Annotated in this window: 14 protein-coding genes; 4 read left to right on the top strand and 10 right to left on the bottom strand. The window is 66.9% G+C overall.

Going from position 1 to position 15,230, the window contains the following annotated elements; all coding sequences use genetic code 11:
• Positions 1 to 147: 147 nt before the first annotated feature.
• The 3 genes from HHL15_RS12250 to HHL15_RS12240 all read right to left on the bottom strand — a co-directional run bounded on the left by HHL15_RS12250 (position 148) and on the right by HHL15_RS12240 (position 4,143).
• Positions 148 to 2,145, bottom strand: coding sequence for a methyl-accepting chemotaxis protein (locus HHL15_RS12250; RefSeq protein WP_169146052.1), 1,998 nt, complete (start codon positions 2,143 to 2,145; stop codon positions 148 to 150).
• Positions 2,146 to 2,310: 165 nt separating this feature from the next.
• Positions 2,311 to 3,690, bottom strand: coding sequence for a cbb3-type cytochrome c oxidase subunit I (locus HHL15_RS12245; RefSeq protein WP_169146051.1), 1,380 nt, complete (start codon positions 3,688 to 3,690; stop codon positions 2,311 to 2,313).
• Positions 3,691 to 3,717: 27 nt separating this feature from the next.
• On the bottom strand, positions 3,718 to 4,143 hold the full coding sequence (locus tag HHL15_RS12240; RefSeq protein ID WP_169146050.1) for a c-type cytochrome: 426 nt from the start codon (positions 4,141 to 4,143) through the stop codon (positions 3,718 to 3,720).
• Between the two features lie 195 nt (positions 4,144 to 4,338).
• Between HHL15_RS12240 and HHL15_RS12235 the strand changes: the two genes are divergently transcribed.
• The 3 genes from HHL15_RS12235 (at position 4,339) to HHL15_RS12225 (ending at position 7,376) form a co-directional block, all read left to right on the top strand.
• The gene (locus tag HHL15_RS12235) at positions 4,339 to 5,577 is read left to right on the top strand and encodes an ATP-grasp domain-containing protein (protein WP_169146049.1); all 1,239 of its coding nucleotides are present in this window, start codon (positions 4,339 to 4,341) and stop codon (positions 5,575 to 5,577) included.
• Positions 5,574 to 6,704 (top strand): phosphoserine transaminase, encoded by a 1,131-nt coding sequence (locus HHL15_RS12230; RefSeq protein ID WP_169146048.1) that lies wholly within the window; start codon positions 5,574 to 5,576, stop codon positions 6,702 to 6,704. The genes HHL15_RS12235 and HHL15_RS12230 overlap by 4 nt, the downstream gene beginning before the upstream one ends.
• Positions 6,705 to 6,770: 66 nt before the next feature.
• On the top strand, positions 6,771 to 7,376 hold the full coding sequence (locus HHL15_RS12225) for a PEP-CTERM sorting domain-containing protein (protein WP_235943366.1): 606 nt from the start codon (positions 6,771 to 6,773) through the stop codon (positions 7,374 to 7,376).
• A 394-nt stretch (positions 7,377 to 7,770) separates the two neighbouring features.
• On the opposite strand, the gene HHL15_RS12220 is transcribed toward HHL15_RS12225, so the two are convergent.
• From HHL15_RS12220 to napF, 7 genes are read right to left on the bottom strand one after another with little or no spacing between them, the layout of a single operon-like run.
• Complete coding sequence (locus HHL15_RS12220) at positions 7,771 to 8,424, bottom strand: NapC/NirT family cytochrome c (RefSeq protein WP_169146046.1); 654 nt, start codon at positions 8,422 to 8,424, stop codon at positions 7,771 to 7,773.
• A gap of 24 nt (positions 8,425 to 8,448) precedes the next feature.
• Positions 8,449 to 8,928, bottom strand: a complete 480-nt coding sequence (locus tag HHL15_RS12215) for a nitrate reductase cytochrome c-type subunit (protein WP_169146045.1) — start codon at positions 8,926 to 8,928, stop codon at positions 8,449 to 8,451.
• Positions 8,928 to 9,773 (bottom strand): quinol dehydrogenase ferredoxin subunit NapH, encoded by an 846-nt coding sequence (gene napH, locus HHL15_RS12210; protein WP_169146044.1) that lies wholly within the window; start codon positions 9,771 to 9,773, stop codon positions 8,928 to 8,930. The genes HHL15_RS12215 and napH overlap by 1 nt, the downstream gene beginning before the upstream one ends.
• 2 nt (positions 9,774 to 9,775) lie before the next feature.
• Complete coding sequence (gene napG, locus HHL15_RS12205) at positions 9,776 to 10,696, bottom strand: ferredoxin-type protein NapG (protein WP_169146043.1); 921 nt, start codon at positions 10,694 to 10,696, stop codon at positions 9,776 to 9,778.
• A 60-nt stretch (positions 10,697 to 10,756) separates the two neighbouring features.
• Positions 10,757 to 13,315 (bottom strand): nitrate reductase catalytic subunit NapA, encoded by a 2,559-nt coding sequence (napA, locus tag HHL15_RS12200; RefSeq protein ID WP_169146042.1) that lies wholly within the window; start codon positions 13,313 to 13,315, stop codon positions 10,757 to 10,759.
• Positions 13,312 to 13,611 carry a chaperone NapD gene (locus tag HHL15_RS12195; RefSeq protein WP_169146041.1) on the bottom strand — a complete coding sequence of 100 codons (300 nt, stop codon included), beginning with the start codon at positions 13,609 to 13,611 and terminating at the stop codon, positions 13,312 to 13,314. Before HHL15_RS12195 ends, napA begins: the two co-directional genes overlap by 4 nt.
• Positions 13,608 to 14,117 (bottom strand): ferredoxin-type protein NapF, encoded by a 510-nt coding sequence (napF, locus tag HHL15_RS12190; protein WP_169146040.1) that lies wholly within the window; start codon positions 14,115 to 14,117, stop codon positions 13,608 to 13,610. The genes HHL15_RS12195 and napF overlap by 4 nt, the downstream gene beginning before the upstream one ends.
• 261 nt (positions 14,118 to 14,378) lie before the next feature.
• On the opposite strand from napF, the gene HHL15_RS12185 reads away from it, so the two are divergent.
• Positions 14,379 to 15,185, top strand: coding sequence for a hypothetical protein (locus HHL15_RS12185; RefSeq protein ID WP_169146039.1), 807 nt, complete (start codon positions 14,379 to 14,381; stop codon positions 15,183 to 15,185).
• The last annotated feature ends 45 nt before the right edge of the window (positions 15,186 to 15,230 follow it).

The raw sequence follows: 15,230 nt of genomic DNA, 5'->3' as shown, positions 1-15,230 counted from the left end.
CGCCCTTCTCCGGGCCATCACGGGCCCGGAGAAGGGGCCTGGCGGGGATCTGGCCGGACTATCCGATGCGGATAATCCGGCACTCCCCTGCGCCCACGCCCCCATTCCGGGGCGCCAGGCAGTCCGGAGGCACCAGCCTGGTGCCTCTCAGAGCCGGAAGCGCGACACCAGGTCGCCCAGGCGACCGGAGGTCTGCTCCAGCCTGGACACGGTGCTGGAGCTTTCCTGGATGGCGCTGTCGGTGCTCTGGACCATGTTGGAGGTGAGCTCCACGGAGCGGGCCAGGGCCGTGGTGGCCGCCGACTGTTCGCGGGTCGCTTCGGCGATCTCCCGAACCCGGCCGGCCGCCGCGTCCATGCTGTCGTCGATGGTGGTGATCTCGCGGGCCACCACGCTGGCGCTGGCGATGCCGTTCTCCACCTCCTGGCGGGTACCGTTCATGCCGCTGACCGCCTGCTCCATCTCGTTGCGCATGAACTCGATGGTCGAGCTGATCTCGAGCGTGGCAGAGCCGGTGCGCTCGGCCAGCTTGCGCACCTCGTCGGCCACCACGGCAAAGCCGCGCCCCTGCTCGCCGGCACGGGCCGCTTCGATGGCCGCATTGAGGGCCAGCAGATTGGTCTGGTCGGCCACCTCGCGGATCACCTGGACCACCCCTGCCACCTGCTGGGAGCGGGAGGCCACGCCACCCAGGGCCGTAGCCAGCTGCTCGATGGTCGCGCCGATGCTGCGCATCTGCCCTTCCATGGCGCGCACGGCCTCGCCACTGCGGCGCGACTGCGCGCGGGTGGCCAGCATGACCTCGTCGGCTTCCCGCGCGTGGTCGGCGATGTGGCCGCTGGAAACGGTGATCTCCTCGATGGTGGCGGCGTTCTCGCTGGTGGTGTCGGCCACCGTGCGCGAGCTTTCCGCCACCTGGCCGGTGGACGCCGCCACCGAACGCAGACCGCCGGCCAGCGCCACGCTCTCGTCCCGGACTTCCCGGAACATGCCCTGCAGGCGGTCCAGGAAGGTGTTGAGGGAGGCGGCGGTGCGCCCCAGTTCGTCATTCCGCTCGATGGGCACCCGGCGCGTCAGGTCGGCGTCGCCGCTGGCCAGTTCGGCCATGGCCGCCGACAGGCGCGCCAGCGGGCGGGTAAGGGCGGTGAGCAGGGCGTAGAGCACGCCCGAGATCAACAGCACGCTGACCACCCCGAAGAGGATGGCGGTGGTGCGCACCGTCTCGGCGGAGGCCACGATGGCCGCATCGGGCACGCTGACCACGGTACCCCAGTGGGCATCCAGGCCGTCGACGCGGATCGGCACCAGGAAATTCACCATGCCGTCCTTGTCGGCCCAGCGCAGCGGGCGCCCTTCCTTGAGTGCGCTGGCCACCTCCGCGGGCAGGCTGGCAGGCTTGCCGAGCAAGGCGGAGTCCGGATGGGAGACGACGAGTCCGGAGCCCGCATACAGCGCAACGTGCCCGACGCCCAGCGGCCGGATCGCGCCCAGCTCCTTCTGCAGCGCATCGAGGGCGATGTCCACGCCGGCAATGCCGACGAAGCGCCCCGCCCGCATCACCGGCTGGACCAGCGAAGTGATCAGCACCTGCTTGCCGCCCAGGGCATAGAAGTAGGGGTCGACGAGCTGAGCCTTGCCGCTGCGCTTGGGCAGCAGGTAGTAGTCGCCGGCGCCGTCCTTGGTGTAGTCAACCAGCGGCTCCAGGGCCGGCTGGCCGGAACCCCGGTGCCAGTAGGGGATGAAGCGGCCGCTGTCGTCGTGGCCCTCCTTGCCGGCGAAACGCTTGTCGTCGCCGTCGAAGGCATCGGGCTCCCAGCCGGTATACAGGCCCAGCAGCTCGGGCTGGGACTCGAGGCCGTGGCGCAGCACCGCATTCACGCCGCTGCGGCTGTGCTCGCCAGCCTTGTCCATGCCTTCCAGGGCATAGGCCAGGCTGCGCGACACCGTCATCGCGCGCCCCAGCCGCGACTGGATCTGGCCGGCGGCGTTGCCGGCCTCGGCCTGCGCCAGGGCTTCGCCCTCCTGGCGCGCGGCGTCATAGCTCTTTGAAGTGACGATTCCCAGGGTAAGGGTAAATCCAAGCACGACGGTGGACACCGTCGCGGCGATCAATCGGGTCCGCAGACCGAGGTCTTTCCAGGCCATGTTTCACACCAGTAAAAAGTTGTTTCTCCTTTGATCTACGTCAATAAGCCACTCCTTCTTGAGGACTGTTTCACAAGGCCATGACACTCAAAGGACTTTTCTCCGGACCTGAATGAAAAAGCCCGGCACGAGGCCGGGCTCGGTGATGCTGCGGAACGGGGAGGATCAGGCCGTGCGCGCCTTCGACTCGCCACTCACGAAGAAGCTGATGATGTACACCACCAGGCCGGTGAAGAACATCAGGCCGGCACCTTCACGCAGCCAGTAGAAGATCGCCACCTGGTCCTGGGCCGCCATGAAGGGGATCGGCGTGCTGCTGTAACGCTGCAGCCAGACCTGCAGGATGCCCGCAGCGGTGAGGAACAGGGTGATGAAGACCATCGCCACGGTCATCAGCCAGAAGGCCCACATCTCCATCACCTGGGACTTCTCGCTGTTGGCAGCCCGGCCGCGCAGGATGGGCATGGCATAGCTGATGATGCACAGCACGACCATCGCATAAGCACCGTAGAAGGCCATGTGGCCGTGGGCGGCGGTGATCTGGGTGCCGTGGGTGTAGTAGTTCACCGGAGCCAGGGTATGCAGGAAGCCCCACACGCCGGCACCGAGGAAGGACATCACGCCGGTGCCCAGGGCCCACAGGGTGGCAGCCTTGTTGGGGTGCTCGCGACGGCGGCGGTTCACCATGTTGAAGGCAAACACGGTCATGGCGAAGAAGGGAATCGGCTCCAGCGCGGAGAACACCGAACCCCACCACTGCCAGTACTCCGGCGTGCCGATCCAGAAGTAGTGGTGACCGGTACCGATGATGCCGGTGATGAGGGTCAGGGTGATGATCACGTACAGCCACTTCTCGATCACTTCGCGGTCCACACCGGTCACCTTGATCAGCACGAAGGCCAGCAAGGAGCCGAGGATCAGTTCCCACACGCCTTCCACCCAGAGGTGCACAACCCACCACCAGAAGTACTTGTCCAGCACCAGGTTGTGGGGGTTGTAGAAAGAGAACAGGAAGAACACCGCCAGGCCCCACAGGCCCATCATCAGCACCAGGCTGATGGAGGTCTTGCGGCCCCGCAGCATGGTCATGGTGAGGTTGAACAGGAACACCAGGGCCACCACCACGATGCCGATCTTGGTCAGCAGCGGCTGCTCCAGGAACTCCCGGCCCATGGTCTCGAGGATGTCGTTACCGGTGAACTTGGCCAGGGTGGCGTAGGGCACCAGCAGGTAACCCAGGATGGTCGCCGCACCGGCAACCAGGAAGACCCAGAACATCGCTATCGCCAGCTTTGGCGAATACAGCTCCGTCTCGGTTTCCTCCGGGATCATGTAGTAAGCCGCGCCCATGAAACCGAACAGCAGCCACACGATCAACAGGTTGGTGTGCACCATCCGCGCCACGTTGAACGGGATGGCGGGGAACAGGAAATCGCCGATCACGTACTGCAGGCCCATGATGAGCCCGAACAGCACCTGTCCGACGAAGAGCCCTATGGCCGCGATGAAGTACGGTTTCGCGACCGACTGCGAGGAATATTGCATGCTTGTCACTCCCTTTCGGATCGGCGATCAGCCTTCGATGTTGGGCGGCCAGTTGGCGGTATTGATCTCTGAGCTGTACTTCAGGAACTCCACCAGGTCGTTCAATTGCTGCTCGGTCAGATGGAAATTGGGCATCTGCCGGCGCCCCGGGGCACCCGTGGGCTGGGACTGGATCCAGGCCTTGATGAATTCAGGCCCGCGGCGCTTGTAGACGTTGCCCAGCTCAGGCGCGAAGTAGGCGCCCTCGCCCAGCAAGGTGTGACAACCGATGCAGTTGTTCACTTCCCAGACCTTCTTGCCCGCCACAACGGCCGGTGTCAGGTTGGCCCGGTTGTCGCGCTTGGGCAGGGTCTGCATCGAATCGAAGGTCAGCGCGAGGAACAGGAGCGCAAAAAACACGGTGCCCCCGTAAAAGATGTTTCGCGCCATGGATTTTGTGAATGTCCCGCTCATGGAACCTCCCTGGATGGCATCGCTGCACGGCGCAGCTTGGGGCGGATATTCCGGATCGGTGGGGTCCACGTCCTTGACTCGGGTCAATCCAGCCGGATCAGCCTTGCGCCCGCAGTAGTCAAGCCCGTGGCCAGGGCTGATAATCGGGCCCCGCAGCCACCTGCCGGACACCCGCAACCCGCCTCTTCCGAGCCCATGCCCTCCCGAACTGAAAACGACTTTCTCGGCCTCGCCCCTTTCCTGCGCCTGAGCATCAACGGCGCCGATCTGCGCCAGATCGCCCAGGCGCTGCTCGACAAGGCAGGCCAGGACGAGGACAACCCGTCCCTGTGGATGAACCTGTCCACCGCCTTCTTTGCCATCGGCGAGCGCCAGCTGGGCCTGACCATGCAGGAGCAGGCCCTGCAGATGCAGCGCATCCATGCCCTGCCGGCCCAGCACCAGCCGGCCCGGCTGCGGCTGCTGGTGCTGCTGTCGGCGGGCGACCTGGCAGAGAACACCCCGGTGGACTGCCTGCTCGAGAAGAGCGAGGACATCGATCTCGTCTACGCCTACGCCACCCCCGACATGCCCCTGCCGGCGGGCCTGCCGGAACACGACGTGCTGCTGCTGGCCCTCTCCGACACCACCGACACCCGCCCCATCCTGGACGCCCTGGAGTTTCTGCTGGCCGACTGGCCGTGCCCGGTGATCAACACCCCGGCGGCCATCCGCAACACCGAACGCGGCCGCGCCAGCGCCCTGCTCGGCGACGTCCCCGGCCTGCTCATGCCGCCCACCCGCCTGGTCTCCCGGGCCACCCTGGTGGCGATGGTGATGGGCACGGCGCGCATCGAAGACGTCTTCGAGGGCTGCAGCTTCCCGATCATCCTGCGCCCGATCGGCTCCCAGGCCGGGCGCGACCTGGACCGCCTCGACTCGGCTGACGACATCCCCGGCTACCTGTCGCGGGTCAGCGAGACGGAGTTCTACCTGTCCCGCTTCATCGACTACAGCGGCACCGACGGGCGCTTCCGCAAATACCGCGTGGCCCTCATCGACGGCCAGCCCTTCGCCTGTCACATGGGCGTCTCGAGCCACTGGATGATCCACTACCTCAACGCCGGGATGTACGAGGACGCCGCCAAGCGCGCCGAGGAGCAGGCCTTCATGGAGCACTTCGCCGACTTCGCGCGGCGCCACGCCCCGGCGCTGGAGGCCGTATACCGCCGCTCCGGCCTGGACTATCTTTGCATCGACTGCGCCGAAACCCGCGACGGCCAACTGCTGGTCTTCGAGATGGACCACGCCATGGTGGTGCACGCCATGGACCCGGCAGACCTGTTCCCCTACAAGCAGACCCACATGCTCAAGGTCCGGCACGCCTTCGAGGCCTGCCTGGCCGCCCGCGCCGCCCGGCGCCCCCAGCCCGAGAGCGCCAACCCGTCCGCATGAACCGCCCAGCCCACGCACTCAACCCCGCCGCCAACCCGCGCAACGCCCTCAACTTCTCAGGTGGGCCGGGCGTGCTGCCCGCCGCGGTGCTGCAACAGGTCCAGGAATCCATCGCCAGCGTGCCCGGCGTGGGCCTGTCCATCCTCGGCATCAGCCACCGCTCCGACTGGTTCGCCGCAGTGGTGGCCGAGCTGGAAGACAACATCCGCAGCCTGCTGGGGCTGCCCGCCGACTACCACGTGCTGTTCCTGCAGGGCGGCGCCACCCAGCAGTTCAGCATGCTGCCGATGGCCCTGCTGGCCGGCCGCAAGCACGCGGCCGACTACCTGCATACCGGCTACTGGAGTGGCAAGGCCCTGCCCGAAGCCAGCCGCGTGGGCCCCGTGCGGGTGGCCTGGAGCGGTGCGGCAGAGGGCTTCCGGCGCCTCCCGACGGACGACGAGCTGCACTTCGACGCCGACGCCCCCTACCTGCACTACGTCTCCAACGAGACCGTGGAGGGCCTGCAGTTCCACCGCATGCTCGGGCGCGACGACGTACCGCGCATCTGCGACATGTCCTCGGACTTCCTGTCCGCCCCCGGCGACTACTCGCGCTTCGACATGATCTACGCCCACGCGCAAAAGAACATCGGCCCAGCCGGTGTCACCGTAGTGGTGCTCAGGGACGCCCTGCTCAAGGCAGCCCCGGACAACCTGCCCGGCTTCCTCGACTACCGGGCCCAGATCGCCGCCCACTCCATCCTCAACACCCCGCCGGTGTTCGCCATCTACGTGGTGCTGCTGGTCACCCGCTGGCTGCGCGACCAGGTTGGCGGCCTGGCCGCCATGGACCGCCTGAACCGGGCCAAGGCCGCCCTGCTCTACCAGACCCTGGACAGCAGCGACGGCTTCTACAAGGGCCACGCGGCCGTCGCCGACCGCTCCCTGATGAACGCCGTGTTCCGCCTCGAAACCCCCTGCCTGGAAGCCGAATTCCTCGGCGCCGCGCAAGCCGCCGGCTTCTCCGGGCTGGGCGGCCACCGCAGCATCGGTGGCATCCGCGCCTCGCTCTATAACGGGCTGGGGCTGGACGCGGTGGAAAAGCTGGTGGAGTTCATGGACGGCTTCCGGCAGAAGCACCGCTGAGCCTGACGGCCGCCGCCTGGGAAGGAAAGCCTGTCCGCAATGCACATCTTCCAGAGGAGTCGTCACATGCACCCCCTGCAACGCCTCGGCACGGCCGTCCTGGTGCTTCTGTCCCCCCTGCCCGCCACCGCGGCCTACATCGTGGACACCGGACCCGGCATCAGCGGAGAGCCCTGGGCTTTCGAGCCCGCCCAGTACTTCGCCGGCGAGTTCTCGGTGAGCACAGGGCAGAAGATTCAGTCGATAGAAGGCTATTACTCAAATATCGAAAATGCCCCAGGCTCGGTGACGATCCGCCTGCACCAGGACGCCGGCAACATTCCGGGCAGCGTGCTGTTCAGCCAGAGCCACGCACTGCCCGGGGCGAGCAGCCTGGACTGGTACGGCGTCTTCGGCCTGGACTGGCTCATCGGCCCCGGCACCTACTGGGTGTCCTTCGAGCCGGACGGCGGCATCAAGGGCATCCACCCGGGCAAGGCACCGAACCCGCTGGATGAATATGCCCAGCACTCGGGGGGAGACTGGCTCGACTGGGGCCGCAACTACTTCGACTACCTGGACCTGGGGGTGCGGATCGACGCCACCGCCATTCCGGAGCCGGCCACCCTGGCCCTTGCCGCTGCCGGCCTGGCCGGAATGGTGCTGGCCCGGCGACGCAGGCAGGCACACTGAGTCGCCAACAGGTCGAGATACCCTCCGAGCCCAACTTGTTTCCCTCGGAGGGCAGTCAGTTGGGCTCCGACCGAGGTGACACCCCGCTCCGATGGAAACTCACCGGGCTCGGAGCTGAACTCGCCAGACTTTGAGCCCAGCAAGTTCGTCTCCGGAGTGAACATGTTTCCCCGCGAGGTGAACAAGTCCGGCGCCGAGGGAGGCGAGCTTCCCTCCAGGGCCAGTGGCTTCGTGTCCGGCTTGAACTGGCTTCCCTCCGCAGACAACCCACTGCCCTTCGAGGGTAAGCGGCTCCCCCAAAAAGCGAACGGGCCGCAATTGCGGCCCGTCCACTCCCCTTTTGCCAGGCCTTGCGACCCGGCGGTACTGCGCTCTCTCCCCCCTTTGTTCCTTCTTAGCTCTTGGACTTGTCGGCTTCGGGCTTGGTTTCCTCGGGCTTCACCGGCGGGTGGAATTCTTCCGGGGTGGCGCCGTGCTTGGGCGCGCCGATGGCCTGTTCCACTTCGGGCAGGGTGTGGGCGATGCCCTTGTGGCAGTCGATGCAGGTCTTGCCTTCGTTGAGGCCGGTCTGGTGCATCTTGGACGAGCGGCGGCCCTGCTCGGCGTAGTCGAAGCCGTCGAAGTTGTGGCAGTTGCGGCATTCGCGGGAGTCGGTCTTCTTCATCCGTTCCCATTCATGCTTGGCCAGTTCCAGGCGCTTGGCGTTGAACTTCTCGGGTGTGTCGATGGAGCCGAGGATCTTGTGCAGGACCTCGTTGGACGCCTGGATCTTGCGGATCATCTTGGGGCCCCACTCCTTGGGCACGTGGCAGTCCGGGCAGGTGGCCCGCACGCCGGAGCGGTTGGAGGCGTGGATGGTGCTGCGGTACTCCTGGTACACGTTGTCCTTCATCTCGTGGCAGGAGATGCAGAACGCTTCCCGGTTGGTCCATTCCATGGCCGTGTTGAAGGCGCCCCAGAACAGGATGCCGCCGATGAACAGCATGGCGGCAAAGCCCCAGCCGGTGGCGCGGAGGCGGCCGATCAGGCCTTTCTTGTTGGTATCCATTGCAGATCTCCCGTTATCCAGGCGTCAGCGCATGCCGGTGCCGGGCTTGAAGGTGTTGCCGACCAGCGGCTTGGCGTCGCTCTGCGGCACGTGGCACTGGTTGCAGAAGTAGCGGCGCGGCGACACGCTGGACAGCTCCTGGCCTTCCCGGTCCTTGAAGTGGGTCACCGAGATCTTGGTGGCGCCGGTCTCCTTGGCGCGCGCCCAGGCGTGGCAGTCCAGGCACTTGTTGAAGTTCTTGGTGATGTTGTAACCCTTGATGGCATGCGGGATCAACGGCGGCTGCTGCACGAAGTCGCGCGGCAGGGGTGCCTGGTCGCGGCCATAGCGGGTGCCGTCGCCCTCCGGGTCAGAGGCGTTGATCTCGGCACCCCGCAGGGTCTGCAGCTTGACCGGAGCCTCGCTGGCAGCCGGTACGGCGGTGGGCAGGAGCAGGGCCGGCAGCAAGGCCAGGACGAGGGCGGCAGCCCGTGCGCGGGCGAAGGGGAAGGTCGGCTTGTTCATCACTCGCTCCTTTGGTCGAACCTATGGGTCATCTTGAAAACCTGTTTGTCACATACATCGATACAGCGGCCGCAGGTGGTGCAGTCGGCCGCCAGGATCAGGGGGTGGGTCTGCCCGACGGCCTTCAGGGCAGGACGGATCACCTGGGGTTCGGGGCAGACGGTGAAGCAGTCCATGCAGTCGTCGCAGGCCTTGCGGGCGGGCGCGGCGACCCGCAGCAGGGCCTTGCGGCCGAGCAGGCCGTAGAAGGCGCCCATCGGGCACAGGTGGCCGCACCAGCCGCGGCTGGCCACGAACACGTCGTAGATGAAGATGCCGGCGATCACCATCAGCCCGCCGCCCATGCCGAAGATCAGGCCGCGGTGCAGCAGCGACACCGGATTGAGCCACTCCCAGGCCAGGCTGCCGGTGAGGGCCGCGGCCAGCAGCAGGCCGGCGAGCAGCCACAGGCGGGTGTTGGCGTCGGGCACCCGGCCGGTCTTGATGCCGAGGCGGCGGCGCGTCCAGGCGGCGGCGTCGGTGACCACGTTCACCGGGCACACCCAGCTGCAGAACACCCGCCCGCCGATCAGCAGGTAGAAGGCCAGCACGATGGCCGCACCGATCAGGGCGCTGGAATAGGGCAGATGACCGGTGGCGAGGGTCTGCAGCACCAGCAGCGGATCGGTGAGGGGCAGCACGCCGAGGGTCAGGGAGGACGACAGGTTGCCCTTGGCGATCCACACCCCGAACCACGGGCCACTGAGGAAGGCGAGCAGGATCAGCGCCTGGCTGCAGCGGCGCAGGATCAACCAGCGCTGACGCTGCCACAGGCTGCGCGAGGAGGTGGACGCGGTGGCGGCCATGATCAGGGCTTCCAGTGGGAGTCGAGGCCCCCCCGCGGCGCGGGCCGTACCGGCAGGGTGGCCTTGGGCGGCATGGCGGGTGCGGCCTCCGGAGCGACCGGCGCCGACGGCGCGGTGGGCAACTCGGTGGGCGCCCGGCCGGCGGTGGAGCCGTCGAAGCCGCGCACCGGCATCTCGACCTGTTCGCCGATCAGCGACCCGCCGTGGCGGGCCTTTTCCTCCCAGCCCTTGCGGTAGTGGGCGGGCAGCGCCCCCTGGGCCAGCTGGCGCGGGAAGACCTTGATCGCCGCTTCGGGCAGCACGCAGGATTTCTCGCACTTGCCGCAGCCGGTGCAGGCGTCCGAATGGACGGTGGGCAGCAGCATGGCGTGGCGGTCGGAGCGCGGGTTGTGCTGGGGCTCCAGGGTGATCGCCTTGTCGATCACCGGGCAGACCCGGTAGCACACGTCGCAGCGCAGGCCGAGAAAATTGAGGCAGCTCTCGTGGTCCACCAGCGCGGCGAGGCCCATGCGGGCCTGGTTGATGTCGGTGAGCTGCCGGTCCAGCGCCCCGGTGGGGCAGGCCTTCACGCAGGGAATGTCCTCGCACATCTCGCAGGGGATCTGGCGGGCACGGAAATAGGGGGTGCCGGTGGGCACCGGGTCGCCCAGGTCGGACAGTTTCAGGGTGTCGTAGGGGCAGTCGCGCACACACAGGCCGCAGCGCACGCAGGCCGCCAGGAAGTCCGCTTCCGGCAGGGCGCCGGGCGGACGCAGGGCCTGGGCCGGCAGGGCCGACGCACTACGGGAATACAGCCCCGCCCCGAGGGCGAGCAGACACCCACCGCCCGCTGCCGCGGCGATGCTGTTGATGAACCTGCGCCGCGCCGCCGATACCGGTGGCGGCACCGCGGCGGGCTGGCGGAGAGGTCGTGGGGTGTCCATGACGGTGTCTGGAAGGCGCAGTGAGCCCATGGGCGGCCGCAGCCGCCTCCATGGAAAACGTCAGGCGCGAACCACCTTGACGGCGCACTTCTTGAAGTCGGTCTGCTTCGAGATCGGGCAGGTGGCATCAAGGGTGAGCTTGTTGACCAGCTTCGACTCGTCGAAGAAGGGCACGAAGATCAGCCCGACCGGCGGTTTGTTGCGGCCCTTGGTCTCGATGCGGCCGATCATCTCGCCGCGCCGCGACAGCACCTTGACCACCATGCCGCGCTGCAGGCCGCGCTTCTTGGCGTCGTCCGGGTGCATGAAGATCTGGGCCTCCGGCACCGCCTTGTGCAGCTCGGGCACCCGGCGGGTCATCGAGCCGGTGTGCCAGTGTTCCAGCACGCGGCCGGTGCACAGCCACATGTCGAACTCGGCATCGGGCTTCTCGGGGGGGTCCTGGTAGGGCAGCGCGAAGATCACCGCCTTGCCGTCCTTGTGACCGTAGAACTTCACGCCCTCGCCGGCCTTGACGTAGGGGTCGTAGCCTTCGCGGTAGCGCCACAGGGTCTCCTTGCCATCCACCACCGGCCAGCGCAGGCCGCGGGCCTTGTGATAAACGTCGAAGGGGGCCAGGTCGTGGCCGTGACCGCGGCCGAACTGGGCGTACTCCTCGAACAGGCCCTTCTGCACGTAGAAGCCGTACACCTCGGCCTCGTCGTTGGTGTAGCCCTTGATGGCGTGCTCGTTCACCTTCTGCACGTCACTCTTCGGGAACTTGTTCACCACCTTGTTGGCGTAGAGCACGTCGAACAGGGTCTTGCCCTTCAGCTCGGGCTTCTTGGCGATCAGCTCGGCCGGCCACACCTCTTCCACCTTGAAGCGCTTGGAAAACTCCATGAACTGCCACAGGTCGGACTTGGCCTCGCCCGGCGCCTTGACCTGCTGGCGCCACACCTGGGTGCGCCGCTCGGCGTTGCCGAAGGCGCCTTCCTTCTCGGTCCACATGGCGGCCGGCAGGATCAGGTCGGCGGCCAGGGCAGATACGGTGGGGTACACGTCGGAGACCACCACGAAGGCGGCCGGGTTGCGCCAGCCCGGGTAGATTTCCTGGTTGACGTTGGGGCCCGCCTGCATGTTGTTGGTGGTGCTGGTCCAGTAGCACTTGAGCTTGCTGTCCTTCAGGGCGCGGCTCTGGGCCACGGCGTGCAGGCCGATCTTGTCGGGGATGGTGCCTTCCGGCAGCTGCCAGATCTCCTCGGCATGCTTGCGGTGCTCGGGGTTGGTCACCAGCATGTCGGCCGGCAGGCGGTGGGCGAAGGTGCCCACTTCCCGGGCGGTGCCGCAGGCGGAGGGCTGGCCGGTGAGGGAGAAGGGGCCGGAGCCCGGGGTGGAGATCTTGCCCACCAGCAGGTGGACGTTGTAGATCATGTTGTTCACCCAGGTGCCGCGGGTGTGCTGGTTGAAGCCCATGGTCCAGAAGCTGACCACCTTCTTGTTCGGGTCGGCATACAGCTCGGCCAGCTTCTTGAGGCGCTCGGCGGGCACGCCGGAGAGCTTGGAGACCTTCTCGAGGGTGTATTCGGAGACGAACTTCTTGAACTCCTCGAAGCTGCTCGGGCGGGCATCGCCGGGGTTGTTCTTGGGCTTGCCGTCGGCGCCGGGATAGCCGTTGAACTTGGCATCCTTCTCCAGCGCGTGGGCCGGACGCAGGCCGAAGCCGATGTCGGTCTCGCCGATCTTGAAGTTCACGTTCTTCTTCACGAACTCCTGGTTGACCTTGCCCGACTGGATGATGTGGTTGCAGATGTAGTTGAGGATGGCCAGGTCGGTGTTGGGCACGAAGACCATGCCGTTGTCGGCCAGCTCGAAACTGCGGTGCTCGAAGGTGGACAGCACGTGCACCTGCACGTCGGTCTTGGTCAGGCGGCGGTCGGTGATGCGGGTCCACAGGATGGGGTGCATCTCGGCCATGTTGGAGCCCCACAGCACGAAGGCGTCGGACTGCTCGATGTCGTCGTAGCAGCCCATCGGCTCGTCCATGCCGAAGGTGCGCATGAAGCCGGTCACCGCCGAGGCCATGCAGTGGCGGGCGTTGGGGTCCAGGTTGTTGGAGCGGAAGCCGGCCTTCATCAGCTTGGAGGCGGCATAGCCCTCGAAGATGGTCCACTGGCCGGAGCCGAACATGGCGATCGAGCCCGGGCCTTCGGCCTTGAGGGCGGCCTTCCACTTCTCGGCCATGATGTCGAAGGCCTGATTCCAGCTGATCGGTGCGAATTCGCCATCCTTGCTGTACTTGCCGTCCTTCATGCGCAGCATGGGGCGGGTCAGGCGGTCTTCGCCGTACATGATCTTGGACAGGAAGTAGCCCTTGATGCAGTTGAGGCCGCGGTTCACCGCGGCGTCCGGGTCACCCTGGGTGGCCACCACGCGGCCGTTCTGCACGCCCACCAGCACCGAACAGCCGGTGCCGCAGAAGCGGCAGGGCGCCTTGTCCCAGCGGACGGCGGCGCCGTTCTCGGCGGGGGCGGGGGCCTCGTCCTTCTTCGCCGCGATGGCGGGCACGGAGATGCCGGCCGTGGCGGCGGCCGCGGCGATGGCCTGGGTCTTGATGAAGTCGCGTCGATTGATGCTCATGATTGGGCCTCCTCGCAGGGGGAATGCGCTGCTTGCGCTTGATTCGAAAGGGGGGCGTCACCGGAGGGGACGTTGGTGTGCTCGTAGGCCAGGGTGGCGGCCAGCACCTGGGGCACCCGGTGCAGGGCGATCAGGGTGTCGGACATGGCCGCCCCTTCCGCATCCTCGACGGTGACGACGAGCTTGCCGTCATCCGACATGCCGTGGCATTCGACGCCGGGGTAGGCACACAAGGCGGCTTCCGCCTCGGCACGGGTCTCCGGCTTGATGCGCAGGACGAGACTGACGATGTTCATGAGCCCTCCGGGGCAGTGGGGGTCGCCACCCGCTGGATGGCGACCACGGGACAGGGAGCCAGGCAGGCGCCGCAGCCGGTGCATGAGGTGTTGTCCACCTCGGGCAGGGGCACGCCGCCAAGGCGGGGCCGGAAACGGATCGCACCGGTGTCGCAGATTTCGCCGCAGACGCGGCACTCCACGTTCTGGTGGGCCAGGCAGCCCTCGCCGATGGCAATGCCGAAAGACCAGGGGCCCGGCACGTCGGCTCCGTCGAGGGAGGCGATCGCTCCCGTCGGACAGGCCCGGCTGCAATCACCGCACAGGGTGCAGGCGGCCTGCATGAAGTCAGCCACCGGATGGCCGCTCTCCCCCCGCTGCAGCAGGCCGGTGGGACACGCTTTCACGCAGTCATCGCAGCGGCTGCAGCGATCGAGGAAGAGAGGCTCGGACAGGCTCCAGGGCGGGCGGAAAGGCGCCGGAAGCGGCGCACGCCCACCGAGAAACCGCCGTCGGGAAACATCCATGAGGGGCTCGGGGTCTTTCAGATGGGCCGATGCTAGGCCTCTCCCCCGCTGGAAACCTTGATCTGCGCCAAGAAACGCCCGTGATCGCCGCCCCCCCGGCGAATGCTGCGATCCGTGAAGTATGCCCATGGCGACGGCGCTTCATCACGGGCGGCCCGAAGGTCATTCCTTACACTTCTTTACGTACCGAGGCCCCTGCCACGCAAGCCGCCTGCGCCTGCCCTCAACCCACATGACTATCCATTCCGGGAGATTGGTTCGATGAAGCTGAAGCTGCTGTCCGTTCTCATGCTGTCCGTCCTGCTGTCCGCCTGCGGCAGCGATGGAGGCTCGTCCGGTACCCCCTCCAGCAGCGCGGCGGGCAGCGGGTCTTCAGCCGGCAGCGGCGGAACGGGCACCGGCACCACCACCACTGCCGGCAGCGACTCGGGGGACTGCTTCACCAATGCCGCGCTGTACACCACCGGCAACAACTACCAGATCGACGTGCAGAACCTGGACGGCAGCGGCTCCGTGGCCACGGCCACCAGCAACCGCTACACCGTCAATGGCAGCACCACCTTCAAGGGCAACACCGCTACCGAACTTCAGGTGGACACCACCATCACGACAGGTATCGGTGCCGGCAGCACAACTCAGGTGAAGAACTACACCCGCCTGGAAAGCAGCGAAGCGGTCACCTTCGGGCAGATCAGCCTGGTGTCCACCCTGGGCGTCTCGGTGAGCACCACCACCTCCATCGACCCCGCCCTGCGCAAGCCCTACACCCTGCCCCTCAACACGCCCCGCAGCTATACGTACACGGTCAAGTTCGAGGGCCCCGCGGCTTCTCCCGACAAGACCCAGACCCTCAAGGAAACCTTCCTCGGCACCGAGACCATCAGCGTGCCGGCGGGTAGCTTCAAGGCTTGCAAGATGAGCAGCGAGACCACCATGGACGGCATCACCACCAAGTCCACCAGCTGGAGCGTCGCCGAAGGCCCCTACCGCGGCCTCTTCCTGCAGAGCGCCGACGGCAACGGCACCATCACGGCGCGGACCACGCTGCTGCGCTTCAACGGCGTCTGAAATCCATTTTCAAACGCACAAGGGGCCGCGCTCGCGTGGCCCCTT

It is taken from the genome of Zoogloea dura, assembly GCF_012927165.1.
GTDB lineage: Bacteria > Pseudomonadota > Gammaproteobacteria > Burkholderiales > Rhodocyclaceae > Zoogloea > Zoogloea dura.
This window is presented reverse-complemented; position numbering and strand designations above follow the sequence as displayed.

Bases quoted from the DNA above. Each gene is read 5' to 3' on its own strand.
- HHL15_RS12250 (WP_169146052.1), bottom strand. From the start codon at position 2,145: ATGGCCTGGAAAGACCTCGGTCTGCGGACCCGATTGATCGCCGCGACG.
- HHL15_RS12235 (WP_169146049.1), top strand. From the start codon at position 4,339: ATGCCCTCCCGAACTGAAAACGACTTTCTCGGCCTCGCCCCTTTCCTG.
- HHL15_RS12230 (WP_169146048.1), top strand. From the start codon at position 5,574: ATGAACCGCCCAGCCCACGCACTCAACCCCGCCGCCAACCCGCGCAAC.
- HHL15_RS12185 (WP_169146039.1), top strand. From the start codon at position 14,379: ATGAAGCTGAAGCTGCTGTCCGTTCTCATGCTGTCCGTCCTGCTGTCC.
- HHL15_RS12245 (WP_169146051.1), bottom strand. From the start codon at position 3,690: ATGCAATATTCCTCGCAGTCGGTCGCGAAACCGTACTTCATCGCGGCC.
- napH (WP_169146044.1), bottom strand. From the start codon at position 9,773: ATGGCCGCCACCGCGTCCACCTCCTCGCGCAGCCTGTGGCAGCGTCAG.
- HHL15_RS12225 (WP_235943366.1), top strand. From the start codon at position 6,771: ATGCACCCCCTGCAACGCCTCGGCACGGCCGTCCTGGTGCTTCTGTCC.
- napF (WP_169146040.1), bottom strand. From the start codon at position 14,117: ATGGATGTTTCCCGACGGCGGTTTCTCGGTGGGCGTGCGCCGCTTCCG.
- napG (WP_169146043.1), bottom strand. From the start codon at position 10,696: ATGGACACCCCACGACCTCTCCGCCAGCCCGCCGCGGTGCCGCCACCG.
- HHL15_RS12240 (WP_169146050.1), bottom strand. From the start codon at position 4,143: ATGAGCGGGACATTCACAAAATCCATGGCGCGAAACATCTTTTACGGG.
- HHL15_RS12220 (WP_169146046.1), bottom strand. From the start codon at position 8,424: ATGGATACCAACAAGAAAGGCCTGATCGGCCGCCTCCGCGCCACCGGC.
- napA (WP_169146042.1), bottom strand. From the start codon at position 13,315: ATGAGCATCAATCGACGCGACTTCATCAAGACCCAGGCCATCGCCGCG.
- HHL15_RS12195 (WP_169146041.1), bottom strand. From the start codon at position 13,611: ATGAACATCGTCAGTCTCGTCCTGCGCATCAAGCCGGAGACCCGTGCC.
- HHL15_RS12215 (WP_169146045.1), bottom strand. From the start codon at position 8,928: ATGAACAAGCCGACCTTCCCCTTCGCCCGCGCACGGGCTGCCGCCCTC.